A 26,844-nucleotide genomic window follows, 5' to 3' on the forward strand; every position below is an offset into this window, starting at 1 on the left:
AATTGTTTACAAAACAGCAAGCATATTATTTCTCTATACTTTTGCCAGCCTTTCTACGGCTTTTTCTAAGGTTTCATCCTTTTTAGCAAAGCAAAAACGCAGGATTTTATTGTCTGTTCCTTCTTTATAAAAGGCTGACACCGGAATGGTAGCTACGCCATATTCTTTGGTTAACCTGGTGGCATAATCAGCATCTCCTTCATCTGTCATGTGGGCATAGGAGGCTAACTGAAAATAACTTCCTTCACTGGGCAATAAGCGGAACCTGGTTTGAGACATCATCTGCCGGAACATGTCCCGTTTTTTCTGGAAAAAGGCTGGCAAGTCTTCATAAGTTTCAGGCTTTTTTAAATAATCGGCTAAGGCATACTGAGTGGGTGTGTGGGTAGAAAAGACTAAAAACTGATGTACCCGCCGGAGTTCTCTGGTTAAAAAAGCAGGCGCAATACAATAGCCCATTTTCCAGCCGGTGGCATGATAGGTTTTTCCAAACGATGACATCACAAAGCTTCTTTCCCGCAATTCAGGTTCACGTAATACACTATAGTGAGGTTCACCATCAAAAATAATATGTTCATATACCTCATCGCTAATTAGTAAAATTTGTGTGTCTTTCAGCAATGCAGCTAATTGTTGTATATCTTCTTTCCGGAGAATCGTGCCTGTCGGATTATGTGGCGTATTGATGATCAATAATCTGGTACGGCTATTAATAGCATTGGCCAGCTGTTGCCAGGGAATCCGGTACGTTTCTGATTCCAGAGAAATGCGGATAGCTTTGCCTCCGCAAAGCTCAATAGCCGGGATATAACTATCGTAACAAGGTTCAAGTACAATTACCTCATCGCCCGGATGAATTACAGCTGTAATAGCTGCAAACAAGCCTTCTGTTGCTCCGGTTACTACCGTTACTTCGGATAATGGATCTGGCGCATAGCCATAACAACGTTCTGTTTTTAAGGCAATTTGTTCCCGCAAGGCCATCAATCCTTCCATCGGCGCATACTGATTAAAACCAGCTTTCATGTAATGCGTAATTAAATCTATCAACTCATTGGAGCAGGGAAAATCAGGTGCGCCCTGTGACAAACTAATGGCTCCATATTCAGCCGCCATTCGGGTCATAACTGTGAAGATAGTAGTGCCTACTGTAGGGAGTTTAGAAGTAATTTCTATAGCAGGGGAGGGAGCAACTGTATTTATTTTTTGCATGAATAAAGATATTACATGAGTGTGGGCTGGCAAATACCTATTTAAAAAGCGCAACAAGTTAGGTGTTTATGCCTGTTTGTGCAATCCAAAATGGGTAAAATTACAAAATTGGATATGCCCTTTTGTTCTGCTAAATTTGCCATTGAACACATACTCATAAACTTAGTACTAATTTTCCAATCCTGTAACACCAATTACCCGTTTTAGCCGTTATAAGAATCGGCTAATCGCTTCACCTACTCCTATATATAAACTTTGTGCAGAATACAACTATACATACTACCTTAGAAAAAGTCTCCAGCTTTATTCGAACCCAATGGCAGGCTTACCGTCAGTGGAAACAGGCTCGTGGACCGCAAACAACAGTTGAGCTTCTGTGGAAAGTTTTCGCTGTATGTTTGTTTTTGGGCTGGTTCTACTTTTTTAGTGTAGAACATAATTTCTTAGGCCTGTTCGGCGAATCTCCAGGTCTGGATAAGCTTCAGAATCCTCGTATAGAAATGGCTTCTGAATTGTATACAGCTGATGGAAAACTTTTAGCTAAATACTATCGCGAAAACCGTTCACCGGTTCCTTACGAAAAAATTTCACCTGTACTGATCAATGCCCTGGTGGCTACAGAAGACATCCGGTTTTATGACCATTCTGGCATAGATGCAAAAAGTATTGCGGCTGCTTTTGCAGATGCCGTAAGTGGTGATGGGAGAGGAGCAAGTACCATTACCCAGCAGTTAGCCAAGAATTTATACAAAACCCGTGAAAAAGAATCAGAAGGACCTTTATATAAAGTGCCTGGCCTGGGTACACTGGTAATTAAAACAAAAGAATGGATTACGGCTATCAAACTGGAGCGCACGTATTCCAAAGAGGAAATCCTGACCTTATACCTGAATACGGTTGATTTTGGTAGTGGTGCCTTTGGGATTAAAACAGCGGCAAAAACTTTTTTCAATACAAGCCCGGATAGCCTGAATATGCAGCAAGCGGCAACCCTGGTAGGTCTGTTAAAAGCTACTACCTATTATAGTCCTATTCTAAATCCGGAAAATTCCATCAAACGCCGCAATATTGTATTGGCTCAGATGACTAAATACAATTTTATTAAGCCGGAAGTATATGATTCTGTGAGTAAACGGCCTATTGAAGTAAAATATACGGTAGAAAGGTATCAGGATGGGATTGCTAACTATTATGGAAATGCCATTACCAATTACATGGACGAATGGTGTAAAAATAACGGACTGGATTTGTATACTAGTGGGTTAAAAGTATATACAACCATTGATTCCCGTTTTCAAAAGCTTGCTGAAGAAGCTGTATCTGAGCAAATGCAGGAGATGCAGAACCGGTTCGATAGTCACTGGAAAGGAAAAAGTCCTTGGGTAGATGAAAATGACAAGGAGATTCCGGGTTTTATTGAAATGGTAGCCAAACGGACATCTTATTATAAATACCTGGAAGAAAGATATAAGAAAAACCCTGATTCCATTCAGATTTTGATGAATACACCCAGAAAAATGAATGTATTTACCTGGGATGGCGAGAAAGAAGTAACCATGAGTCCCCTGGATTCTATTCGTCATTACAAACGTTTTCTGCACACTGGCATGATGACCATGGACCCTTTTACTGGCCATATTAAAGCCTGGGTAGGTGGTATCAATTTCAAGCATTTTCAGTATGACCATGTAAGACAGGGAAAACGCCAGCCGGGTTCTACTTTCAAACCGTTTGTATATACCGCTGCTATTGACAAAGGATTCTCTCCCTGCGACCGCATTACCGATTACCGGGTAACCATTAACTATGTGGAGAATGGCGAGAAAAAATCGTGGACACCCCGCAATGCCGACTGGCGTTACAGCGGCCGGAATATGACCCTGCGTCATGCCTTAGGCCGCTCTATTAATACAGTTACCGCACAACTCACAGAGAAAGTAGGGAAAGAAACTGTAGTAGAATATGCCCACCGCTTAGGAATAACCAGTCCGATACAGGCAGTGCCTTCTGTTGGCCTGGGTTCCAGTGATGTTTCGGTGTATGAGATGGTAGGAGCCTATGGCACATTTATTAATGGGGGCATCTGGAAAGAACCAATATTTGTTGCCAGAGTCGAAGACCGTTATGGCAACGTAGTTCACCAGTTTAATCCAAGGCAGAACCGGGCAATAAGTCAGGAAACGGCATGGCTGATGTTATATATGTTGAAAGGCGGGATTGAAGAGCCAGGTGGCACTTCGCAGAATTTATGGTCGTATGATGTTTTCGGCAATGGAAATGAATTTGCAGCTAAAACCGGTACTACTTCCAATCATTCTGACGGATGGTTTATGGGCCTTACCAAAGACTTAGTAACTGGAGTATGGGTAGGCGGAGACGATCGCAGTATTCATTTTCGTACCTCTGCTTTGGGAGAAGGTTCTAAAACGGCCTTGCCCATTTATGGCAAGTATATGGAAAAATTATATGCGGATAAGGATTTAAAAGTGACAAAAGGCCGTTTCCCAAAACCTAAGATTGATATTACCAAAAAATATTATTGTCCTACTATTATTCAGCCTAAAGTAGATAGTTTAGCAGTTGATTCTCTGGGTACTGCCAATTTTATTCAGGTATCAGATAGCACAGGAACCAGGTAACAATTCGGCTGATCATAAGCTATATTCAAAAAGTTGGTATATCGAAATCGGCCTGATATATCTTTCTTATGTTCGTTTCGTAAAAATCCGCATGAACAAAACCTCTGTTTTTGAACAAGCCCGGAGAAAATATCTGCCTGATAAAGTAAAATTGCTTTTTATTACCGAAGTGCCTCCCACGCCTGACCGTCAGCGTTATTTCTTTTTTGAGCAGGTAAAGCAAGGCGACAGCCTCTTTTTAGAAATGATTAAGGTACTTTTTCCCGAAGAAGTAGCTGCTTTTGATACAGTGAAAGCCTTGCGAGCTGAAAAAGTGCATTTCCTCGAACGTTTTCAATCGGTAGGTTTCCATTTAATTCATGCTACTGATTCGCCTTTGCCAGATACAACTGCTACTCAACGGAGAAATATCTACAAAGGCAATCTACTTGGCTTAATGAAGCAAATAGATGAACTGGGCGGTAAAACTATTCCTGTTATTTTAGTTTCTGCGGTCGTACATGAAGCCTGTTATGAAGGATTAAGGGAGGCAGGCTATCAGGTGCTCAACAAAACCATGATTGAATTCCCAAATTCTGGTCAGCAAATTAATTTCCGTAGAAAATTAACCGCATTACTTGGCAATCATAATCTAATCCCAGAGCCGTTGTAAGAAATTTCAATATAAATTTCAAATTATAAAAGCCTTTCCAATTGATTGGAAAGGCTTTTTACGAATAACTAACAACGAGTAACCAACAAAATATTCTACATTCCGTCTCCGTCTCTTTCAGCTACTTGTATTTCACCAGCACCATGCAAGGAATGATATTCGCCATTGTACATGGCATCGGCACTCACAGGCCCCATTTTGAAAGTGCCTTTGGAAACAGCCCGAACTACATAGTAGAAGGTCTGAGGTTGAGCCGTAGCAGTTGCAAACAGGTTAATACGGTCGTCACGTATGTCGAAGTGATCGGCAACCGCTGCATTAGATGCCCAGCTCATTTCGGGTAGATCAGAAATTCTGGGGTTTTCTATTTCAAATCCGGCTGGCAGCATATCAGTAATCACCACATTTTCTACCGAAGAACCATCCGTGGAAGCTAGGGTAATTTTTACTACCACCAGGTCATTTTGCCGGAAAGAATTACCTGAAATTGTTTGCCCAAAACGGTTGTAGAAGGTTTTGCGAACCTGTAAATAACTATCTTCTTCTTTGGCTTGCCCGGTGGCACTTAACCCTTCTGCCTGCCAGAAATAATACAGCGAGCCATTTCCGGAAGGCTGAATATTCACCGATTTATTTACCACACTCTTGGTCAACACCACATCTTCACCCGTGAAAGTAGCCAGCGTTGTATTGCCAGATTTTACCTCTGCTTTAACATCAGTAGCATTTACTTTCTTGGCCAGTTTACCCAAAGCCAGCAGTGCAAACGCCCGTTCCTGGGTATTCAGGTATTTTTGTCCTTTCAACTGCTCAGACAAATGTTTCGCCATAATCGGAATCTGCGTATTCTTAGGATCGGTTTCTATCAACGCATTCAGAGAAAGCGCCTCATCCCGGATGTAGGAATAGAAACTTCCACCAAATGCATTTACCGAACGTTCGCCCGAAAAAGACGAAGGAATCAGAGATCTGTAACTGGCGTTATCTCCGAGCAACTGATAGGTTGTTCCAAGTAAATACTTAGAATCAATCGCCAGCAGGTTCTTATTCGATTTGTAGTAATTCATCGTAGCAATGTCTGCATTGCCACCTAAAGCCAATATATACAAGGAATACGCTACCTCTTTGGGTGCGATCTTCTTAGACAAACGGGCATTTGAACCGTCATAATAGAAATATTCTTCCGCCTTTTTCAATTTCACTTGTTGCTCCAGATAGGCAAATATGCGGTCAAGCACCTGATCGTTTACCTGAAAACCGGCTTTCTTTGCTTCAATCATAAAGTGAGCCGCATATACGGTGCCCCACCAGCTTTCAGAACCACCTTCCGGCCAGTAGCTTAGCGCTCCGTTATATAATTGCATGGATTGTAACCTGCGGATGGCTTCTTGCACATTGGTATTGGCAATACTGCGTACACTCTTGCTGGTAAATGCCGCTGCTGCCTGGTTTTTAGAAATCGCTGTACTTAAATCGGCCAGAACAAGCTGAGGGAAAGCACCCGAAGTCGTTTGCTCTACACAGCCATACGGATATACCAGCAAATATTCCAGATGATCGCTGAACTGGGCCACTGGCGATTTACTAATTACCAGTTTAGCCTGGGTGGTAGCTAGAATAAAATCAGTTGCCATATTTATGGTAGTAGTTGTACCTGCTGCAGCAATGCCAGAACCGCTTGTTTTCAGCAAAGACGTAACCGGACGAATGGTAATATCTGTCTGGTCGGTATAGGTTTTGCCCAGAGCTGTAACTTCCACAATCACCTGGCCTGTACCAATAGCCGGAGCAGCATTTAAGGTAAACTGAACCTGATTTTCGCTGTTGGCAGGTAAATCTACGGATTGCTGGGTTTCGCTGCTTACTTCCAATCCTCCGGTAGTTTTAATGCTTACCTGCGCAGAAGTAGCTTTATTTGTTGTATTGGAAAGCGTAACTGGCACTTGCAATTTATCATCCGGACTTAAGAATCTCGGCATAGAGGTACTGATCACAACCGGGTCAGCTACTTTCATATTCTTACTGGCAGAACCAAAAGACTTATCCTTATAGGCGACGGCCATAATACGTAAATCACCAGAAAACTGCGGAATATCTACTGTATATTGTACTTCACCACTTCCATTCGTGGTGAGCGTTCCACTCCAGAAGGATACCAGGACGACACGTTTGTTGGTTAATGGATTTACCCGTCTGGCCAGATCGTAGCCATCACCACCTACACTGCTGCGGCCAGACAGTTCCGGGAATAATCTGGGATACAGGTCGAAAGAATTAACTTCTAAAGCCCGTTTCTGGAAGAAATAGTTATAAGGATCTGGAGACTGGTAATTTTTAAGTTGCAGAATTCCTTCATCCACTACCGCAATGGTTACTTCTGTATTCGGTTTGGATTTTACGGTAATGGTCTGTTTGGTTTTTGAACCGGATTGAGCAGCCGCTACAACTTCCACCGGCAAATGATTATCGGCTGATTCTACAGCCAGCGGGGCAAATCCATGAGCTACCGTAAGCGGAATGGTTCCATCATCCATTGGTTTGATCAGCGTAGCCGTAACATATACATTTGGCAGGTATTCTTCTTTAATCTCTAGTTCATACGAAGCCGATTTTTTATCAGTATCGAGATAGATGTAGTCAAATACTTTGTTACGTTCTACCGAAAGCAGAATTTTTCCGGCAAATGGAGTTTTCATCAGGATTTTAGCCTTATCGCCCACAGCATATTTGGCTTTGTCAAGTTCGATGGTGATCTGTCCTTCCTTGTCAACTTCAAAAGAAGAATTTTGTGTGAGGCCATATCCATAGGCATAGAATTCCTGGCTTACATACGAATCGGTACCTGGTTTCATTACCCTAATCTCATACTCACCAGAAAGACGGGGTACAAAAGAATACAGCGTATTGTTACCAGAAATGGTAATCGTTTTATCTTCTAAAAATTGTTCTTTCCGCTGAGAAACATAATTATATGAACCAGAGCTATTTCTCACCAAAGCTGTTTGCCAGTTAAGTTTCACAACCTGGACTTTTGCTTTTATACCAGAAAGTGGCTTTTCATCCTTGTTCAAGGCAATTAATGGAACCTGCACTGCCTGGCCAGTATTTACATAGGAATCCACATATTTAATTCCATAGAAAACATCCTGCGTGAGCACATCCATGCGGTTCATGCGGTTCACTGGCCTGCCAGATTCATCGAAAACGGTGGTGAATACGCTGCCAGTTAACATGCCAAGGTCCTTGTACTGAGCTGGAATGGTAAATGTCTCTTTAATGATACCTTCTTCGTTCGTTTTGCCTTCCCGTAATTCCTGTTTAAAGGTAATTTCCCGGTTATTTCTGGTTCCTCTTCTTTGCATTTCTTCTTCCTCTTCCGATTCAAATGTACGGTTGGTAGTAACGGCAAAAGAATAATCCTGGAAGCCTTTCGGAGCAAATGCTTTGCGTTTCAAATCAAAGGTCATCTGGTAATTGCGGTTCACAGCCGGAGGGCCAAACAGATTTAGCGCAGTAGCCGTAACTTCCAGTTCTTCCTCTATTTTAAGAACAGGTTTATTTAGCGTTACATTTACCTTAATGCGGTCTGGAATGAACTCTTCCACACTAATAGATTTGGCACTAAGCAGAATATCGTTGGAGGTATATACTTCTGCCATGTAAGTGCCTGTAACCGTACTGGCTGGCAGATCAAACGAAGTGGAAAAGGCGCTTTGTTCATTTAGGTTTCCTTTCAAAGTGGTAAACTCTTTTCCATTGGGCATCAATACTTTTAGTTTGATAGGCATATCACCCACCGTTTCCCATTTCGGATTCCGGATCAGCGTATTCAGATTCACTGTTTCGCCAGGACGGTAAATATCCCTATCGCCATAAATGAAAGCCTGGTAACCAGATGGATTCTCCCGCATACCACCTACTTCATATCTGGAAGTTTCTACCTTGTTCTGATTAAAGAGCAAGAAGGTAAAATCCTGATCATGGCGGGCAGTAAGCATCTGGATGTTGAAATTCGGCGCTTTCTTTTTGATGTCTGTAAATGTTGCTACGCCTTTTGCATCAGTGGTAAGCGAATATACTGACTGGTTATTAGAACTGATCAGGTTAATGGATACACCCTCCAGCGGATTGGCCGTAAGAATGGAATTGGCAAAAACTGTGATTTCGTTATCCGTTTCTTTTACCATAAAGCCGATATCCGAAATAGAAACCAGCTTGGTCGCATACAGCCACTGGTCTTCGATAGAACTCACTTTTACTGCATAAATCCCTTTAAAATCGTTTACCTGATCTAAATCCAGATTCAGCAGATGCGCATTTCCAGACTTACTCAGATTCTTGGTTTCAATTTCTTTATCTAATACAATATCTCCATATTGATTGTCGCGTTCATCGCCGATGTAAATGTTAGACTCATAATAGTCGTCTCCTTCATAATACCAGTTGCCATACAGGCCATTGCTGCGCATAAAGGGGAAAATATTGTTCTCATAAATTTTATACACCTGCACCCGTACTTTTGGCATATTGATAATTTTTACACCTATATTTTTGCTTCCTTTGCTGGTCAGGTACAAGCCTTTCTGAGAGGTAAATGCGATATAAGGCTGCATGGCACCAAACACCACTACCTGGCTGAAATCATCTGGTAAGGCACCGCCAAAAATGCCTCGGAGCTGTTTGGAAATGGTTAAGGCATAGCTTCCTTCCTTAAAATCCCCTTTAATGATAAAGCCATAATCACGGGGTTCTACTTTCACTTCAATGGCCGGGTCGAGCGTGATATACCGGGCAAGGCGTTCGCTTTCTACGGTCTGGTTGGTGTATACCTGGATAAAGCCGTTTTCGCCTTCATATTCCGTGGTTACCTGAACAATATTAAATTCATCTTTTCCAGGAATCGTTTTCTTCAATTCCATCGGTTTTTTACTCACATAATCGCTCTGCGCACACTTTAAACCTTCGCGGATGATAATAGTAGCCGTTTGATTGTCGAAGGAAGTACCGGCTGGCTGGGTGGCGCTTACCTGTATCTGCTCTGATATAACTGAACTATTGGATTTGAAAGGAACATCTTTTCCAGCAATCTGAATGCGCATCAGGTTAGCTACTTCCATAGGATTTACGGTATAATTGAAACTCAGATTAAACCGCACTTCAATGGAGCCATTGGGATTTTTTGCCCAATAAATATCGCTGTCTACCAGATTCAGGTAAGGCGTATGAAATTTATAGGTTGTATTTTCGCCCAGGTCGAGGCGGCTTTCATTTACAGCAGCGGCTTGTGCCAGAACGGCTTTGGTGAGAGTAGCCTGGTAATCAGTACTAGGACGGAAACCTGGATCAGGAGAAAAAAGGAGTTCATTGTTTTCGGTCCATTTAAACTTGCCACGGACTTTTGGTGAAAATTCAAGGTAAGCTGTGCTGTCCCACTTGTTGAGCAGAGAATCGGCGACCAAATCATTGTTGAAGGTAAATACCAGGTTCTGCTGGAGATCTACCTGTTCTTCAAAATTGCGGTTACTGACTTCCACCTTATTGCTTTTACAAGCATAAAAAAGCAGCAGGCAAATCAGCCATACATGTTTAAGAGGCAACGTTTTCATAAAGTAGTGTTGTGAGAGAGAAAATGCTGGGTGTTGTGACAATGTTTGAATAAAAGTTACTGCAAAAAGCAGACAATCTGTGACCGAAATCTAAATAATTTTTGCATCAAGTTTAGGAAATAAATCAAGTTCAAATTACATAGAATATAATTAAGGATTTTAATGCATTAAGTTATGTTAGAGGTGAATAGTAGGTTAATAAGAGCGAAAAATACCTATTTTTTATTTTTTGTTGTATTAAATCTACTTGAATTTTAAAACAACTACATTCCTCTTTATTAAGTTATTAACCAAAATCTTTTATCAAATTCAAAACAGATTCTCATTAATTAAAGAAAAATCAAACTCAATGCATTATTCTATGAGCCAGAAAATACAGAGTGAAATTAACTAGTGGTATCGATGTTATTAAATAATCGCATAATAAGGAGTTAGATATTCTTTTGCTTATGATGGTAAAAGTTATAATGTTTTTTATGCAACAGATCAACAATAGGAGTTTTATACAGACAATGTAGCTAAGGCAATGGGAGTTAGATACCATCTAATTATCAGTAAGTGAAATGTATATTAAGGTTGAATATTTCGGAATTACTCGGGGTGGTACAGGTAACATAAAACTAATCATGTTCACCAATATGAAGTATTCCAACAAAAGTACAGGCAAGCCGATCAAGCCTTAGGCAGAATGGGTACAGCAGTAAAATCCATGTCCGAGTAGATACCTTATGAAATACTTGCCTAGTGATGCTATCAGGCATATAATATAAGTAGATGATCTGCGGCTTACTCGGAAATGAATTTACAGGAGATCTGGCAGCAGATAAAGCTTGTTATAGTGATGTATTCATTGCTTTCATTAAGCAGGCAGTGATTCGGCCAAAAGCTAATTTATAAACGATGTCAACACAACCTAGATAAACTTGGTTGTTTATAGTATATATTGTCAGAAATTATTAACCATTAGCTTTAATATATTCTTTCCTATTTTCTTGCTAATTTTCAAAAGACATCTCTCCGCATAAAACCTGGTATCCCCCTCTTACGTTATGGTCATCTGAGAAGAAATAGGGCATGCGCTGTTACGCTGAAAATCAATAAAATATTCAACACTATCAATAGATTTATTTTCAGATAACAGTCAAATAATAGTATATTGCTTTCTAACTTTTTTCCTCACATTCGGATTTAAGTAACTATTAAAAGTCCAAATTCATATCCTTACTTTCCAAAAAGGAAAAATTTTGCATACATTCATTTTAAGCTATGACATATTGCTTAGGCGTAAAAGTTAAAGACGGGCTGGTAGCGATAGCAGATACTCGCATTACATCTGGTATGGACACTACAGTGAAGAAGAAAATCTTTGTAGAGCAAAAAGATAATCATTCACTTTTTATTATGACCAGTGGATTACGTTCTATCCGTGATAAAGCGATTACCTATTTTCACGATCTGGTGGAGGAAGGAGAGACCTATAATAAATTATATAAAGCTGTAAATGCATTAGGCGAACAAGTAAGAAGGGTAAGTAAGGAAGATAAACCTAGCCTTGAAAAGTCAGGCTTTAAATTTAATCTGAATACCATTGTAGGAGGGCAATTAAAAGATGATGAGGAGCATAAATTGTATCTACTGTATCCGGAAGGCAATTGGGTGGAATTAGGCCATGGTTCGCCTTTTGTAATTATCGGCAATTCAGGTTTCGGCAAGCCTATTCTCAACCGCACCATTACCAATGATTCTTCTCTGGCTCATGTGCTAAAAGCAGGTTTTCTTTCTTTCGATTCTACCAGAGTGAGTGCCAATGATGTAGAATTTCCTATTGATGTAGTGCTTTACAAAAAGGACACCTTCCATATGATTGAACACCGCTATGAAAAGAAGGATATGTTAGAGATTTCTGAGTTATGGGCAAAAGAACTAAAAGCGGCTCTTACACAAATACCCGAACACTGGATGGAGGCTGCGTTGAATAAATTACCCCAATAATGTAAAGAGAAGTACTATAACGATCTCACTAAACTAATTTTACTCAAATTATTTACGCTGAACATAAACTTATAATAACTTAATCACTTTTATGAAATTTGAAATAGCCAGTGAATTAGCCTATGAAATACATTCACCTACTACCTTATTAATAAATATACATGCATTACGCTCACCGGGGCAAACGATCATAGAAGAGACATTTAATATCGAACCCTATATCCGGATAGAGGAACTAACTTCCATCCACTACGAAAACAGGTTTATCCGACTGGAAGTTGAGGAAGGCACCAATCTCAACATTTCTTATAAAGCTATTGTAGATGCGTCGCATAAAATTATTGATCAGCGAGAATTAGAGGCCGTTCCGGTAGTAGCCTTAGACGGTAATGTAATTCCTTTTCTATTCCCTAGCCGCTATTGCCAGTCAGATAAATTAAGTACCTTGGCCTACAAAGAATTTGGCCATATATCAAATGTGTATGAGAAAGTGCTGGCTATTGTAGACTGGATTTATGAAAATGTTGACTATGTAAGTGGCAGTACCAATTCGCAAACTTCTGCCTATGATACCATAACAGAGCGTACAGGTGTTTGCCGGGATTTTGCTCACTTAGGAATAGCTTTATGCCGGGCACTTACGATTCCTGCCCGTTATTTTACAGGCTATAGTTATAAGTTAAATCCGCCTGATTTTCATGCCTGTTTTGAAGCCTATATAGGCGGGCAATGGCTGATATTTGATGCCACCAGGTTAGCTCCTTTGAATGGTCTGGTAAAAATAGCCAATGGGAGGGACGCAGCTGATGCTTCTATTGCCAGTATTTTTGGCAGATATACTTCAAATGGCATTACTGTTTCTTGTAGAGCTTTAGATGATAACTTTGTTCCTTTCACGCATGAGAATGCCTATCACAAAGCCATTGCTGTAAATGCAATCTAGAAATTAATAAATACCGATTACCATAATTTCGATGTCTGCTGCAAGCGAAATACTAAGTTGTGTGGAAAAGTTAAGAAACGCTTGCAATTTGCTATATTCAACTATATTTTCCTCTTTAAACGTGTAAATCATGCTGGTATATCTAGGAACCCCATCATTTGGAGATTTTCTTTTGTCAATTTTGATGACAAGCTTATTTTTCTATGGAATTTTTTATGTTTTAAGAGGATTTTTAAAGGATATTGTAAAAGATAGGAAAATAAATTGATTTATTCTGATCCATTACTCTAAATCCTCGGACGTAAAAATTCAGCTTGATTTTCAAATTCCTATACAGACTTGATTAGTTAAATCTAAAAGATATCCCTATCGTTGGTATACAACCTGTTTTTGATTGCATACAGTAGCATAATAATAGTAATTGGCAATTAATTTTAGCTTCCCGATTGAAATATCTTTTTCATTAACACCCATTTCTCCCCTTCTTTTGCCCAGGGCAGTGGCAATTGATAGTTCCACATCAGCTTTTCCCATTCCTGTATTTTGGGATTTGACTCATCCATGCGTGATTTCTTTTCAAACGTAAAAGCATCATCAGCTTCCAGAATCATAAAGAGCCGATTGCCAGTTCGGTAAATTTCAATACTGATAATGCCTGCATCAATATCATGCTGAGTTACTTCCGGCCAGGCGCTTCCGCTGGCATGCCACTTTTCATATTCCTGTATCAGTTGTGGATCATCTTTTAAATCGAGAGCTAAGCAAAATCTTTGCATGAGAAGAAATATATAGGATTAATTTACTTGTTATAGAACAAATTGTAAATCAGCTTGTATGGCTGCTGGCAGTTGTGAAGAATTGTTTATATGCCCGTATTGTTTGTCGAGCAGCCTCATCAGGATTAGGCCAGGGAAATGCTTCAGCAGATACATAGCCAGTATAGTTGATTTGATAAAGTGCTTCAGCAATTTCGGGAATAGAGGTATGGCCCATTCCAACTGGCCGACGATTACTATCTGCAAAATGAACATGCCCAATGAGTGGTCCTACTTTACGGATTGTTTCTGGAATAGATTCTTCCTCAATATTCATATGAAACAAATCGGCCAGGAGTTTTATATTGCGTGTATCCAGCCTTTGAATAAAACCGGCACCATCTGTAAGCGTATTAATTAAATTCGTTTCATAGCGGTTGAGCGGCTCATAGATCAGGGGTACACCTTTCGCCTCAGCATGGGTTGCCAGAGCGGAGAGTCCTTCGGCCAGCCATTCAAAAGTTCTTTCTCTTTCTACACCTGCTGCTACATTGCCTTGCATAGAACCAATAATGGCAGGTGCGTTAAATCTTGCCCCAAAATTAATCATATCTGTAATAAAAGTTATAGCCAGCTTACGCACATCCGGATTGGGATCTGTAAGGGTGAGCCCTTTTATTACCTTTCCGGCGCCGGTTCCTACAGCCGCCAGAGAAATACTATACTTTTCGAGCAGGGTTTTCAATATAGATGGCTCTATAGAATCTGCCGCAGGTGTAAAAAGCTCCACTCCATCAAATCCTAATTGAGCCGCTTTAGAAATACCTGCTTCCAGGTTCTCCCAGAAAATCCATGGGCCAGTTTTCAGTTGAGGAACCAAAGCAATGGTTACAGCAGATTGTATCATACAAACTTATTTAGTAAGGTCAACCATGATTTTAGTGATGGGGCCGGGATTCGCCGACCATTCTGCCAGTGCCATACCGGCATCATCCAGAGAAACCACTTTACTGACGACATCATCTACGGGGAATTTGCCTGATTCCAGATAGCTGATTACATCAGAAAATTCTCCCAGGCAATTACGGGAACCCAGAATTTCAATTTCTTTCCGGACAAAAACGCCAGTATTAAATTCTACCGGTTTTTTTGCATAGCCAATACAAACGACTCTTCCGGTGTAAGCTACCTCTTCTACTGCCGCCCTATACGTAACCGGACTTCCCACCGCCTCAATAATCACATCCGGACCATCGCCATCTGTAATGTCAAGCAGAGACTGATGCAAATCTACTTTGGAAGTATTAATGGTATGAGCCGCTCCTACTTTTCTGGCAATTTTCATTTTTGAATCATCAATATCAATGGCAATCACCTCGGCTCCCCGGTTAACAGATCCTGCCAGCGCTCCTATCCCTACGATGCCACATCCAATTACGGCCACCCGGTCTTTATCTGTAACGCGCCCCCTGGAAACAGCATGAAAGCCAACAGTAAGTGGTTCTACTAAAGCCAGTTCACGAAGTGATAATTTTTCAGAAGAGAACAAATTTTGCCAGGGAACTGTCACATAGTTTGTCATGGCACCAGGACGTCGTACGCCCATGGTTTTGTTATCCTGGCAGGCATTGGGCCTTCCTTTCCGGCAGGATATACATTTGCCGCAATTCAAATAGGGATATAGCGTAACCAGCATACCAGGCTTGAATTGTGGGGGTACGTTTTCGCCTACTTTCTCAATAGTCGCTCCCACTTCATGACCAAGTATATTGGGATATTCCTGTAGTTCAAATAAACCCCTGAATCCATTTAAATCACCACCGCAGAACCCTACCATTCCCACCCGCAGCAATACCTGATCTGGAGCAGGAGGGACAGGGTCTACATGCCGGATTTCAGTTTTTCCGGGTTCAACTAAAAACAATGCTTTCATAAGAATATTATTTTACTTTTTAGGAATATTATTCTCAGGTCTTCCTTCATACCACATTTTATTCCGGACAGGTGCTACTACTTTTTCAATTTCCTCCATCAAACCAGCAGGTATCTGCACATCTACTGCCCTGAGATTACTGGTTACATGATTCATATTGGCAATGCCTACGATGGTGGTATGAATATCCGGATGATTCAGGGCATACCTGATCGCAACGTCGCTTAATTCCATTCCATATTTTTTGCATAAGCTTAGCAATACAGGCTGAGTATCTTTTACTTCTTTGGGGGAACGGTGCCAGGCCGGTAAAGCGGCATCTGATAGTATACGTTGAAGCAATGGCCCTGCATTCATCAGTCCGAATCCTTTTTCTTTAGATAAGGGCACAAGTTCATCATTGATCTCATTTTCCAGCAGATTATAGTGCGCCCAGGAAAGAACAGTATCCAGTTGAGTTTCCCTGGCAATACCGGCCAGGTACCTTACCGGCAATCCGGTAATTCCTACATATCTAGCTTTTCCGCTTTCCTTCACTTTCTGTATGGCAGGAATTGCTTCATTCATAATCTGTTCTTTAGTAACGAATTCTATGTCGTGTAACTGATATAAATCCACATAATCTGTCTGGAGTCTTTGCAGAGATTCATCTATACTTTCCAGCACTCTTTTGTAGGAAAAATCAAAATCCTGTAATCCATACCGGCCGCATTTAGTGGCCAGAAAAATGTCTTTACGCTTATTTTTGAGTGCTTTTCCCAGGCGTTCTTCTGCAAGAGTAGCCCCATAAAAAGGAGATACATCAAAAAAATTAATTCCGTGGTCAATAGCATAATCAACGGCTTTAATACCTTCTCCTTCTTCTTCTATATCAAACACATTTCCCATAGGCGAAGCGCCAAAACTAAGAATGGAAACTTCCATATCTGTTTTGCCTAATCTGCGGTATTCCATAGATGAATTCCTAATTTTTTAGCTGACAATATAAAATACTGTTTGTATTAACAAAGTACAAATGAGATAAAATGACTTTAAATGAATTCACTCCAACTTATATAGAATGAAAGCAAAACTTTATACCCATTTTATTTGTCCCAACTAAGTACCAAAAAGCAATTGCTTGCCTTTATAGAAAATACCAGTATTTAAATGCAATTAATGCAAAAAGAAATTTAAAAAAGTATATTTCAAAAAAATCTATCTTTTTAGTTTGGATGTAGCATAATCAATATATTAGCGTTTTGAGCTTAAAAACGCCTTTTTAATGAAAACATTTATAAGAGCGTAAGAGAAATCAAAGCGACTGGCCGTAAGCCTGATACGTAATTTTACCAGATTGTTATAAACAACACACCCCACTAAAACAAAACAGAAATCTCATGAACAAAATAGGATTTAATGTATTAGCATGGTCTGCCGGAATATCAGACAAATTATTGCCTGTTACAGAAAGGTTGAAAAAAATCGGATATGATGGGGTTGAGTTTGCAATAGATACACAAAGCCCTACGGTTTACAAACGTTTTGGCGAACAGCTTCAAAATCAGGGTCTGGAAAGTACCTGTGTATTTGTAGTAGGCCCAGAAGAAAACCCAGTAAGTGAATCTGCGACGGTCAGAGCCAAAGCAACCGACCGTCTCCGTCAAGCCATTGACTGTGCTCATGCACTAAATGCTACATTAATTTGTGGGCCATTCCATTCTGCCTTCGCTACATTTACCCGGCGCGCCCCTGAAGAACATGAATACAGGCGGAGTGCTGAAGTTTTGCACAAAGCAGGAGAACATGCTGCAAAAGCCAATATAATGTTACTTCCGGAAGCCCTGAACCGCTTTGAATGCTATTTGTGTAATACTATGGAACAGCTTGTAGCTCTGGTAAAACAGGTGGATCACCCGAATGTAAAAGCCATGTTTGATACGCATCATGCCAATATGGAAGAGAAAAAATTTAAAACAGCTATTCAAACTGTATCTCCAGTGCTCAAACATGTTCATATCAGTGAAAATGACCGGGGTACACCAGGCGATGGACACATTTTATTTGATGAGGTATTTGCTACCCTTGCTGCGGTTCAATACAAAGGCTGGCTCACCATCGAAGCGTTTACCAGAAGTGATCCTGATTTTGCCAATGCCATTAATGTGTGGCGTGAATATTCGAAGCCCTGGGATATGGCAGAAAATGGCCTCAGATTTATCAAGCAAATGGGCGAAAAACATGGATTGTAAGTCTGATTAAGCTATTGCCAATGATTTAGAAGGTGTTTGAATTCAGTTTAGGCAATTTTTAATAAAATGAATATTGATAAAAGCTAATTCAATGAAACAAATAGCAGAAGCAGTAGTTGTTTCATAATCTTTGGCTAACATTCGATAATGATTCAGCTAGGCATGGAGCCGATGCACACTTGTAGCAGATTCAGGCAGGCAATGGAAAAGTGGTTTTGCGAGTGCAGAAGTAGCAGGCACAGATCCATATGGAAATGTTTATATAGTAGGTAATAGGATCAGCAAGAGACTCCACACAAGTGGAATCAAGAAAAGGTGAAAATTTACTAATACCTAAAAAAGGGTTATTTGTTATAAAATGTAATGACAAAGAGGAGATACTATGGAAAATAGATATAGGTAGTTATCCATCTTATCCTAGTAACTCTCCACGGGTTGTTAAGATTGCTGTCAATGATAGAGGAAACTTTTAGCTAACTGGTAATGTGTTTGGGAATGATGTGCTATTCAAAGGTAAAACAAGACAAATACAGTTAAGTAGCAAAGATTCATACGAGGTTGGTTTCCTAGCAAAATACGATCGTGATGGAGAATTATTATAGGCAAGGAGCACAAACTATCGGCATACCTATGGAACTGATATTATTCCTGATTAAGCTGGAAACATTCATATTACGGGATATTTTGATCAATCTGGCGTTCAATTAAAAATACTTTTTTAAGGTGGGATAGAGTATTAGGTAGTGTTGACAAATAAATGAGAAATTGAGAACTTAGCTGTGAAACCGATGCGAAGATATCAGTTACGAGAAGATCAATGGCTGAAGATGGCGTCATTGTTACCCGGAAAAGGAACCTGTCTGAGAGGTAGTGTGCAGGATAACCGCCAATTTATGCAGGCTGTGCTGTGGAAAGCTCGTAATGTCGCTCACTGGCGAGACTTGCCGATACAGTTTGGTATCGTGTCGGCAGCTAATCTGCACGTCAACGATTGGGAATAGCGTTTTTCAGCGCTTTAACCAGTGGAGCAACAAAGGTATCTGGCAACAAGTGTTTGAAGCCTTACAAAACCTTATTTAGATTGGTTACTAGTGAATAGTACCATTGTGCGGACTCATCAACATGCAACAGGCAAACCGATGAAGCTTTAGGTAGTAGCCGGGTGGATATAGTAGTAAATTCCTTATAACCGTAGATGCCTTGGGTAATACTCGCCGAGTGATGCTTTCAAGTGGACAAGTACATAATCTGCGAATGGCTGCCGGCTTAATTGAAGATGAACAAACCGCCAATAAAGCCTATAATAGTGATCAATTTATTGCTTTCATTGAGTAGTCAGGCGCTCAAGCAGTTATTCCACCAAAAGCTAACCGGCTAGCGCAACGGACTTATGATGAGAATTTGTATGCGGACACAAATAAAGTAGCGCGTTTCTTTAATCGAGTGAAACATTATCGCAGGTTGGCTGCCCGCTATGAAAAAACAGCCCGCAACTTTCTTGCCTTTTGGCAACTTGCCTGCTCTGTGATACTAACCCTATAATGAATGTCAACACAATCTAAGAAATGATTCTCTGGGATACTTAAGTTCATAGTGTTTGCCATGCATGGTGGCTGTGTGAATAATCGCTTGTGCAGAAGCCGACACGGTAATACCTGTTCCTTATTCCGGATGTCTATCAGGTAGGTAGTGGTTGGAGCCGATACTACATCGATGCCAACTACCTGATAATTTTTCTGCCAGAGTTGTTTCACAATTTCCTGTCTCAGTTGCCCAGAGGAACCAGTAACCAGAATGGTTTTCATAGGAATAGTTTCAGTTTTAAAGATAATTGACCTATCCTGAAATCCAATTAACTTAAATCAGACTCATAATGAGGCTAGAACTCCACAATCAAACCAATAGTAGGCAAAGCGGCACCATCATCACTGCCCAGAATAACCGGAATGGCATCGGTAGGATTGGATGCGTCATAGGCTTGTCCGCTGATGGTAGCAATGGAATTATCCGGATTGCGCTGCAGGGTAAATCCTGGCTGACCTTCGTTGGTACTGCTGTAAACATTCTGGATATCCAGGTATACATCTAATGCCCATTTTTTAAAATTCCATTTTTTGTCTACCCGCAAATCCATCGCATTAAAGGCAGGCAAACGTTCGGTATTAAAGCGGCCATAATCCAGGGTTCCTCCACCGGTAACCGGGTAATTATATAAGGAACGTTGAATATCGTAAGGTGTATAGGGAGCACTACCCAGATACCGAAACCGGGCACCCAATTCCCAGTTGCGGCCAAATTTATATCCGCCGGTAAAGGTAATCAGGTGGCGGTTATCCCAGGCAGAGGGAATATACTGGTTTCTGTTGAAGCCGGTAAACTTGCTGAAATAATAGGTATAAGCCAGTACGCCATAGAAATTCTTAGTCAGCTTTTGCTGGAAGAAAAACTCAATGCCATAGGTTTTTCCCAGGCCTGCACTGGCCGTTTGTTCATTGCCCAATACACCAAAATTTCCGCCTAAATTTGCCAGCGAAATACTGTCCTGCATGGATACCGGATAATTATCATAGCGTTTGTAAAAGCCTTCAATGGTGATACGGGTGGAGGAAGTAGGCAGAAATTCCAGCCCGGCTACCAGATGATCACTGCGAATATATTTGTTATCCTTATTAAGCAATGTTCTGGAAATATCCGATGCCCGGTAGCCCAGAATAGTATAAGGCGGTATTTTATAATACCTGCCAACAGATGCATTAATATTTATAGAAGGAGTTAGGGCATAGGAAGCAGAAAGCCTGGGTGAAAGTGTTTTCAGTGGGTTCAGGCCATTATCCACAAAGGTGTTTATATCGGAACGGATGCCCAGAGAAAGATTCAGCTGGTCGTTGAACAGGCGGCGGGAAACTTGTGTAAAGGCGCCGAACTTGTAAAAACTGATCTGGGAATTATAATCGATTGTAATACCAGGTTGTAGGATGTTTCCATTCTCATCGAGGACTTCATTGCGGAGTTTATTAAATGTGGAATTGGTGTACCGGCTGTAAATGGCCGAACCTCCATATGAAAACGACCAGCCTCCTTTAAATTTGTTCATTTCCAGGCGCAGCTTATTTTCATCTTCTACCGACCGGTAGCGGAAACGCCGTTTGGATTCATTGCCTTCATCGTTGTCATCGAATTTGTCAGCTTCATTATTGAGATAATTCCCACTCAGCGCCATCTGAAAATAGCCGTTTTTTACCAGCCGTTTCCAGGTAACACCAATCGTACTGCTCCACTGGCTATTTACCGGAATACCATCCAGTATCGCCAGTTGTTCCAGAGAAGCTTCTTTAGGTGGATTGAGTTTGAACTTGTCGATGGAGCCGAGGCCAATCAGGCTAATTTCATTTTTGTTATCGAACTTATGAGTGACTTTGTACTGGTAATCCCAGTAGGAGGGAAGAAAAGGCAGATCAATGAGTTTGAACAGGAATTGCAGGTAGGAGCGCCGCAGGGAGATAATGTAAGTAGTGTTCCGCTTTCCTTTTAATAAAGGCCCTTCCAGTGTTCCGGCTACTTCACTGGCTCCCAATCGGAAATTGCCCTGGGTACGTTCTTCATTTCCAGTGCGCTGCTTGAATTGCAATACGCCAGACAATGGATTATCGTAACGGGCCGGAAAAGAGCTGGTTGTGAGCGTTACATTGTCAATAAATGATACGTTGAGCATCCCCACCGGTCCGCCGGCACTGCCTTGTGTGGCAAAGTGATTGATATTGGGAATTTCTACACCATCCAGGTAGTATACATTCTCATTGGGTGCCCCTCCCCGGATGATTACATCATTACGGAAACCAACAGAACCGGATACGCCAGGTAAAGACTGAACTACTTTGGCAATGTCATTATTTCCGCCAGGATACGATTTGATTTCCTGTTGCCCCAGACTTTGAATGGAGTTGGGCGTTTCTTCCAGTTTCACAAACGGACTGGCTTTTACTTCTACTTCTGAGAGCTGGCTGGTGGTTTCTTCCAGGTCAAAGTTGAGGTTTACTGTATTTCCTGAAGTAATCACCACATCGAATTTCTGCAAGGTTTTGTATCCCACTAGGGAAGCTACAATCGTATAGGTTTTGGTAGGGATAGCCGAAACAGTATAATAGCCACTCACATCGGTGCTGCTGCCAAGAGTAGTACCCCAATGGCAACAGTGGCACCAACCAGTGCTTCCTGTGTTCGGGCATCCCTTACATAGCCTGAAATCTTTCCGGTAACCTGAGCCTGGGTGGAATAAAAAGTAAATAAAAAAAGAATGGTAGTTAAAAAATACTTCATGGGTTTATATAAAGAAGTAACCTGTTTGTCTTGTAACCTGTAAATGGAAAAGATGTTTTGAAAAGCTGTAAAGTTCGGAAAAAATTAAGAATGGTTGTTTTTGTATTGGCTACGATATGAAGATAGAAATAAGATCTGTGTACTTTGTTCTGTTTCGGGTTATTACTATATTGAATGTATACCCGAAATAAATCTGAGCAGTTTCGGGTATATATATGTTGGCAGTAATAAAGAAAATGAATAGACTCTTAATAGTACTTTTTACCCATTTATTTTTATCTTGTTCTTCTTCAAAAGAATACTCTATTACATGTTCAAATAGAATCCCCCTTAATCTAAAACATTTTAATAATCAAGATGAGAATTTTTCAATTGAGCACCCGGTATTGATGACTATTCTACCAAATAAAGCCTATTTCAAGTTTAATAGCATTGATACTACTAGGCTAAAGAAGGAGAATATTATCAACCTTTTAACAGTCGAACATTATCAATTGAAGGATGAACAATCTTTTGATGAATTTTATAAAGAGATACAAAAACGGAATGAAGAAGCAAAAACGAGGATTCAACCTGTGATGAGTGAAAATTTGATTGAAACAACTATCAGTGGAAGGCCTTCTAAAATAACCACTATAGGAATAAAGGAAGGTAATACTATATTGATGACAAGGATTTTTTATATACAGGAGAAGGATAGAATCTTTGTGGTAACCTTAGGAACTACTGATAAAGATTATGAAGAGATCTTTTGTCAGTACTATCCAGTAGTTAAATCGATAAAAGGAATCTAAATTTTGAAAGATACTACTGCCAACATCAAAATCAGTCTGACAACCAGTGCACCTCAACTCAAAAGCTCAGCACTGCATACGGTATGCGGGAGTTCTTGCTACATTAGTAGTTATTATGAATGACACATCACTCAATACCGATAAACAACTTGAATATACAAGAACAAATCAAAGAGTATATTGCTACGCAACCTGAATCAAAACGTGCTGACATAGAAGCGTTGCACAAACGCATACTTCAAGTATTGCCAAAATGCAAATTATGGTTCTTAGACGGAAAAGACGATAGAGGTAAAACGGTTACCAATCCTAATATCGGGTATGGACTTCAGACCATAAAATATGCTGATGGGAAGACCAAAGAGTTTTATCAAATTGGCATCAGTCCAAATACAACTGGAATTTCTGTCTATATAATGGGTATTAAGGATAAGACCTACTTAGCCCAAACGTATGGAAAAAAATTAGGCAAGGCAAGTGTAACGAGGTATTGTATAAAGTTCAAAACGCTGAAAGATATAAACATGGGTATACTTGAAGCAGCAATACGAGATGGTGTCGAGCAGACAACATAACTGACAACGATGAAGTCAGCATATGACAACGGGTAGCCGTATTCCGTTAGTAATCATTGTAAGGTTACTCTTCCCCATAGTGAAACAAAATATCTGATCAAAAAGACTTTAGCAGAAATAGCTAAATACAGGCTGATAAACCAGCAACTGGCCGGCACTCAATTTAAATCGGCTGTAGAAATGGTAGAATGGTTTGGCGCTATGCAAGGACAGGAATATACACAAACAAAATGGGGGCTTGGCTTACGTTTACCTCAACACACTGACAACGATATTGAAAGCGAACTCAACGAAGGAAAAATTCTGCGAACACATCTGCTCCGGCCTACCTGGCATTTTGTATCTTCAAACGACATTTACTGGCTACTAAAATTAACTGCTCCCAGAGTGCATACATCCAATGCTTATATGTACCGGCAAATGGAGTTAAGCGACAAAGTTTTTAATCAGTGTAATGATATCTTGATTACAACTTTAGAAGGGGCAAAGCATCTTACCCGGGAGGCTATAAATGAAGAATTTAAAAAACATAAAATTATTGCCAAAGGACACCGTTTGAGTTATATAATGATGAATGCCGAATTAGAAGGCATTGTTTGCAGTGGAGCCAGGCAAGGAAACCAGTTTACTTACACCTTATTAGAGGAAAGGGTTAAGCACAAAAATTCCTTGGATAAGGATGAAGCATTAGCCCAGCTCTCCATTCGCTATTTCAACAGCAGAAATCCTGCAACAGTAAAAGATTTTGCAACCTGGTCGGGATTGACCATAGGCGACTGCAAAAAAGGGATTGGCATGATTAAAAAATCCCTGCATAAAGAAATAATTGCTCAGCAAGAATACTTTTTAAATCCGGATACTTCTTTGCCAGACAAACAATTAGGTAAAATTCATTTTTTGCCAATTTATGACGAATTTATAATGGGTTACAAGGACAGAAATGCAATAATGACTTTGAAAAACAATGCCTCCTTTCGGTATGATAGTATGGTAGTTTATGAGGGGCAGGTAATTGGAACCTGGAAACGGACAATTACAAAAAACTCAATTGATATAGAATATGATTTTTTCAAACCGTTAAACAGTCTTCAGTGCAAAGTATGGGATGAATCCCTGAATCAAATGAGTTGTTTTTTTAACCTGAAAGTAAACAGACCATGATATAACCAAGGAAATATATTGAATCAATAGTACACGGGTATTTTATTAGACTACTATGGAAAAGCACAGAATATTTACCACCTCATTTGCAAGTGTCTATCCGCATTATATTCACAAAGCGGAGAAAAAGGGTTGTACAAAGGCAGAGGTAGATCAAATCATTTGTTGGCTCACCGGATATACTCCACAAGCCTTGCAGCAACAAATCGATACTAAAACTGATTTTGAAACCTTTTTCGCACAGGCACCTCAGTTTAATCAGAATGCTTCAAAAATTAACGGGGTAATTTGTGGCTATCGTATAGAAGAAATCGAAGACAAACTCATGCAAAAGATTCGATATTTAGATAAATTGGTTGATGAGCTGGCTAAAGGAAAGCCCATGGCGAAGATTTTAAGAAGTTAGTGAGGCTATGACAAAAATACCCATACCCCAAATAGCCTTTCCTAACCGCACTGCCTAAGCTCAGAAGAGTAGTAAGCATGTGCCATTATAGCAATATTAACAATGAAGCTGTTTAAAGTTTATTAAGTTTGATGATTCTGCGTAAGAACAGCAGAGAGAAAGCCATCATATGAAAAGCAAGCCAAGTCTGAGTCAATACTTCAAAACGGATCAGCAGTGTCTTAAAACTGTCTAACCAAGCATTAGCTTGTTCAATGACTCTTCTTTTCTTATACAATTGTTGATCAAAGTAGCAATCAGCAAGGGTCTCTTTACTGCTTCTTTTGTTGATAGCAATGTTGGCTTCTATTTTTTGCTGTGCACATTGTTTTCGTAATTCTTTAGAATCAAAGCCCGCATCTGCATTCATGAATATACCTTCTAAGCTGATTCCTGCTTGCTCTAATAGCAGACATAGACTTTTAAAGCATTCACTAATCTGATATAAATCATTGTGTTCTCCGCTAATAGGCTCACTACAAGCTAACATCAAGCCTTGATTGTCAGCCAGAAAAAGCATATTAGTAGTCACAGCTTTTTTTCTTTTCTGATAGCCTACACAAGCCCCACCATTTTTTGCTAGGGTATGGCTACCATCTAGTTGCATCGAAGATAAATCCAAACAGGATCGATATTTTTTCAGTAAGGCTATCCATAGGTGTTGCCAACTGCCATCTTTTGCCCATTTATTGAAGTGGTAGTAAATGGATTGCCAACTATAAGGAGATTCTCTAAAAAACTCATACATGGGTAACTCTCTCCATTGACTACCTGTTTTTAATTTATAAAAAATAGCTTTTACTATTTGGATGTAATCTGCTTTACATCTTGTTCCTCTTTTGCCTTGTGATAAATGAGGCAGAATTTGCTCTTTTATAATATCTTTACTCAGCACTGGTTTTGGGTTTTATGTTTTGTTTTCGCACTTCAAAACTACTACTTCCTAACCAGTGCTTCCTTTTTAGACAATAACTTTAAACAGCTTCAATAAGAATATGGAATTAGCCTATCTTGAAAGCATCAAAAAACAATTCGAGTATTATAAATCTCTCGGCGAACGGACCATGGAGCAGCTCGATGAACAGGATTTGTTCTGGAAATTTAACGAAGACTCCAATTCAATTGTGATCATCGTACAACACCTTTGGGGAAATATGATGTCACGATGGAGTGATTTTCTCACCTCCGATGGAGAAAAAGAATGGCGCAACAGAGACTTAGAATTTGAATCTGTTATTCAGACAAAGCAGGAACTGCTGATGAAATGGGAAGAAGGATGGAACTGCTTATTTACGGCGCTTGATTCCATAAATAAGGATAATTTTTCAACAATCGTTTACATCAGAAACCAGGCTCATTCAGTTACCGATGCCATCAACCGGCAATTAGCCCATTATTCCTATCATATCGGACAGATGGTGTATATTGGAAAAATGATTAAATCTCAGAACTGGAAAAGTTTGACGATCCCGAAAGGAAAGTCATCTGATTTTAACCAACAGAAATTCTCAAAAGGAAAGCATGGCGGACATTTTTCAGATGATGTAAAGTAAAAAATAACAACCTTCCTAGCCACCACCAGAGATACT

Annotated in this window: 22 protein-coding genes; 12 read left to right on the plus strand and 10 right to left on the minus strand. The window is 40.1% G+C overall.

From position 1 onward, the window contains the following. Nucleotides 1-33: 33 nt before the first annotated feature. Nucleotides 34-1,212: a methionine aminotransferase gene (locus GXP67_RS16415; RefSeq protein WP_162444126.1), complete on the minus strand. Its 1,179-nt coding sequence runs from the start codon at nt 1,210-1,212 to the stop codon at nt 34-36. A gap of 257 nt (nt 1,213-1,469) precedes the next feature. Between GXP67_RS16415 and GXP67_RS16420 the strand changes: the two genes are divergently transcribed. Next, entirely contained in the window at nt 1,470-3,851 is a 2,382-nt protein-coding gene (locus GXP67_RS16420; protein ID WP_232065243.1) for a penicillin-binding protein 1A, read from the plus strand. A 91-nt stretch (nt 3,852-3,942) separates the two neighbouring features. Then, nucleotides 3,943-4,503 (plus strand): hypothetical protein, encoded by a 561-nt coding sequence (locus GXP67_RS16425; RefSeq protein WP_162444127.1) that lies wholly within the window; start codon nt 3,943-3,945, stop codon nt 4,501-4,503. Nucleotides 4,504-4,598: 95 nt separating this feature from the next. Here GXP67_RS16425 and GXP67_RS16430 read toward each other — a convergent pair whose 3' ends face one another. Continuing rightward, nucleotides 4,599-10,109: an alpha-2-macroglobulin family protein gene (locus tag GXP67_RS16430; protein ID WP_162444128.1), complete on the minus strand. Its 5,511-nt coding sequence runs from the start codon at nt 10,107-10,109 to the stop codon at nt 4,599-4,601. A gap of 1,266 nt (nt 10,110-11,375) precedes the next feature. On the opposite strand from GXP67_RS16430, the gene GXP67_RS16435 reads away from it, so the two are divergent. Both GXP67_RS16435 and GXP67_RS16440 read left to right on the plus strand, forming a co-directional pair. Next, entirely contained in the window at nt 11,376-12,101 is a 726-nt protein-coding gene (locus tag GXP67_RS16435) for a proteasome-type protease (RefSeq protein WP_162444129.1), read from the plus strand. Between the two features lie 91 nt (nt 12,102-12,192). Beyond that, nucleotides 12,193-13,044, plus strand: coding sequence for a transglutaminase-like domain-containing protein (locus GXP67_RS16440; RefSeq protein ID WP_162444130.1), 852 nt, complete (start codon nt 12,193-12,195; stop codon nt 13,042-13,044). A 434-nt stretch (nt 13,045-13,478) separates the two neighbouring features. On the opposite strand, the gene GXP67_RS16445 is transcribed toward GXP67_RS16440, so the two are convergent. From GXP67_RS16445 to GXP67_RS16460, 4 genes are read right to left on the minus strand one after another with little or no spacing between them, the layout of a single operon-like run. After that, nucleotides 13,479-13,820: an L-rhamnose mutarotase gene (locus GXP67_RS16445; protein ID WP_162444131.1), complete on the minus strand. Its 342-nt coding sequence runs from the start codon at nt 13,818-13,820 to the stop codon at nt 13,479-13,481. 49 nt (nt 13,821-13,869) lie between these two features. Continuing rightward, nucleotides 13,870-14,706, minus strand: a complete 837-nt coding sequence (locus GXP67_RS16450; RefSeq protein ID WP_162444132.1) for a sugar phosphate isomerase/epimerase family protein — start codon at nt 14,704-14,706, stop codon at nt 13,870-13,872. A 6-nt stretch (nt 14,707-14,712) separates the two neighbouring features. Next, nucleotides 14,713-15,732: a zinc-binding alcohol dehydrogenase family protein gene (locus GXP67_RS16455; protein WP_162444133.1), complete on the minus strand. Its 1,020-nt coding sequence runs from the start codon at nt 15,730-15,732 to the stop codon at nt 14,713-14,715. Nucleotides 15,733-15,744: 12 nt separating this feature from the next. Next, entirely contained in the window at nt 15,745-16,686 is a 942-nt protein-coding gene (locus GXP67_RS16460; RefSeq protein ID WP_162444134.1) for an aldo/keto reductase, read from the minus strand. A gap of 425 nt (nt 16,687-17,111) precedes the next feature. Between GXP67_RS16460 and GXP67_RS16465 the strand changes: the two genes are divergently transcribed. The 3 genes from GXP67_RS16465 to GXP67_RS37815 all read left to right on the plus strand — a co-directional run bounded on the left by GXP67_RS16465 (nt 17,112) and on the right by GXP67_RS37815 (nt 19,298). Further along, on the plus strand, nt 17,112-17,963 hold the full coding sequence (locus GXP67_RS16465) for a sugar phosphate isomerase/epimerase family protein (RefSeq protein ID WP_162444135.1): 852 nt from the start codon (nt 17,112-17,114) through the stop codon (nt 17,961-17,963). Between the two features lie 827 nt (nt 17,964-18,790). Beyond that, the gene (locus GXP67_RS38300) at nt 18,791-18,964 is read left to right on the plus strand and encodes a transposase (protein ID WP_394351978.1); all 174 of its coding nucleotides are present in this window, start codon (nt 18,791-18,793) and stop codon (nt 18,962-18,964) included. A 199-nt stretch (nt 18,965-19,163) separates the two neighbouring features. Then, nucleotides 19,164-19,298, plus strand: coding sequence for a hypothetical protein (locus GXP67_RS37815; RefSeq protein ID WP_262890498.1), 135 nt, complete (start codon nt 19,164-19,166; stop codon nt 19,296-19,298). Nucleotides 19,299-19,435: 137 nt separating this feature from the next. Here GXP67_RS37815 and GXP67_RS16480 read toward each other — a convergent pair whose 3' ends face one another. The 3 genes from GXP67_RS16480 to GXP67_RS37440 form a co-directional block, all read right to left on the minus strand. Continuing rightward, nucleotides 19,436-19,768, minus strand: a complete 333-nt coding sequence (locus GXP67_RS16480; protein WP_162444137.1) for a hypothetical protein — start codon at nt 19,766-19,768, stop codon at nt 19,436-19,438. A gap of 74 nt (nt 19,769-19,842) precedes the next feature. Continuing rightward, nucleotides 19,843-22,116, minus strand: coding sequence for a TonB-dependent receptor (locus GXP67_RS16485; RefSeq protein WP_232065244.1), 2,274 nt, complete (start codon nt 22,114-22,116; stop codon nt 19,843-19,845). Continuing rightward, complete coding sequence (locus GXP67_RS37440) at nt 22,113-22,280, minus strand: hypothetical protein (protein WP_232065245.1); 168 nt, start codon at nt 22,278-22,280, stop codon at nt 22,113-22,115. Before GXP67_RS37440 ends, GXP67_RS16485 begins: the two co-directional genes overlap by 4 nt. A 236-nt stretch (nt 22,281-22,516) precedes the next feature. Between GXP67_RS37440 and GXP67_RS16490 the strand changes: the two genes are divergently transcribed. The 4 genes from GXP67_RS16490 (at nt 22,517) to GXP67_RS16505 (ending at nt 25,216) form a co-directional block, all read left to right on the plus strand. Further along, nucleotides 22,517-23,074, plus strand: a complete 558-nt coding sequence (locus GXP67_RS16490; protein WP_162444138.1) for a hypothetical protein — start codon at nt 22,517-22,519, stop codon at nt 23,072-23,074. A 149-nt stretch (nt 23,075-23,223) separates the two neighbouring features. Further along, a complete protein-coding gene (locus tag GXP67_RS16495) occupies nt 23,224-23,649 on the plus strand; it encodes a DUF1801 domain-containing protein (RefSeq protein ID WP_162444139.1) in 426 nt (141 codons plus the stop codon). Between the two features lie 180 nt (nt 23,650-23,829). Further along, nucleotides 23,830-24,810 carry a winged helix DNA-binding domain-containing protein gene (locus GXP67_RS16500; protein ID WP_162444140.1) on the plus strand — a complete coding sequence of 327 codons (981 nt, stop codon included), beginning with the start codon at nt 23,830-23,832 and terminating at the stop codon, nt 24,808-24,810. Nucleotides 24,811-24,865: 55 nt separating this feature from the next. After that, complete coding sequence (locus GXP67_RS16505) at nt 24,866-25,216, plus strand: DUF2200 domain-containing protein (RefSeq protein ID WP_162444141.1); 351 nt, start codon at nt 24,866-24,868, stop codon at nt 25,214-25,216. 112 nt (nt 25,217-25,328) lie between these two features. On the opposite strand, the gene GXP67_RS16510 is transcribed toward GXP67_RS16505, so the two are convergent. Continuing rightward, on the minus strand, nt 25,329-26,150 hold the full coding sequence (locus tag GXP67_RS16510; RefSeq protein ID WP_162444142.1) for an IS5 family transposase: 822 nt from the start codon (nt 26,148-26,150) through the stop codon (nt 25,329-25,331). Between the two features lie 100 nt (nt 26,151-26,250). Between GXP67_RS16510 and GXP67_RS16515 the strand changes: the two genes are divergently transcribed. After that, nucleotides 26,251-26,808, plus strand: coding sequence for a DUF1572 family protein (locus GXP67_RS16515; protein ID WP_162444143.1), 558 nt, complete (start codon nt 26,251-26,253; stop codon nt 26,806-26,808). Nucleotides 26,809-26,844: the final 36 nt, after the last annotated feature.

Origin of the sequence: Rhodocytophaga rosea, from assembly GCF_010119975.1 — a bacterium.
GTDB lineage: Bacteria > Bacteroidota > Bacteroidia > Cytophagales > 172606-1 > Rhodocytophaga > Rhodocytophaga rosea.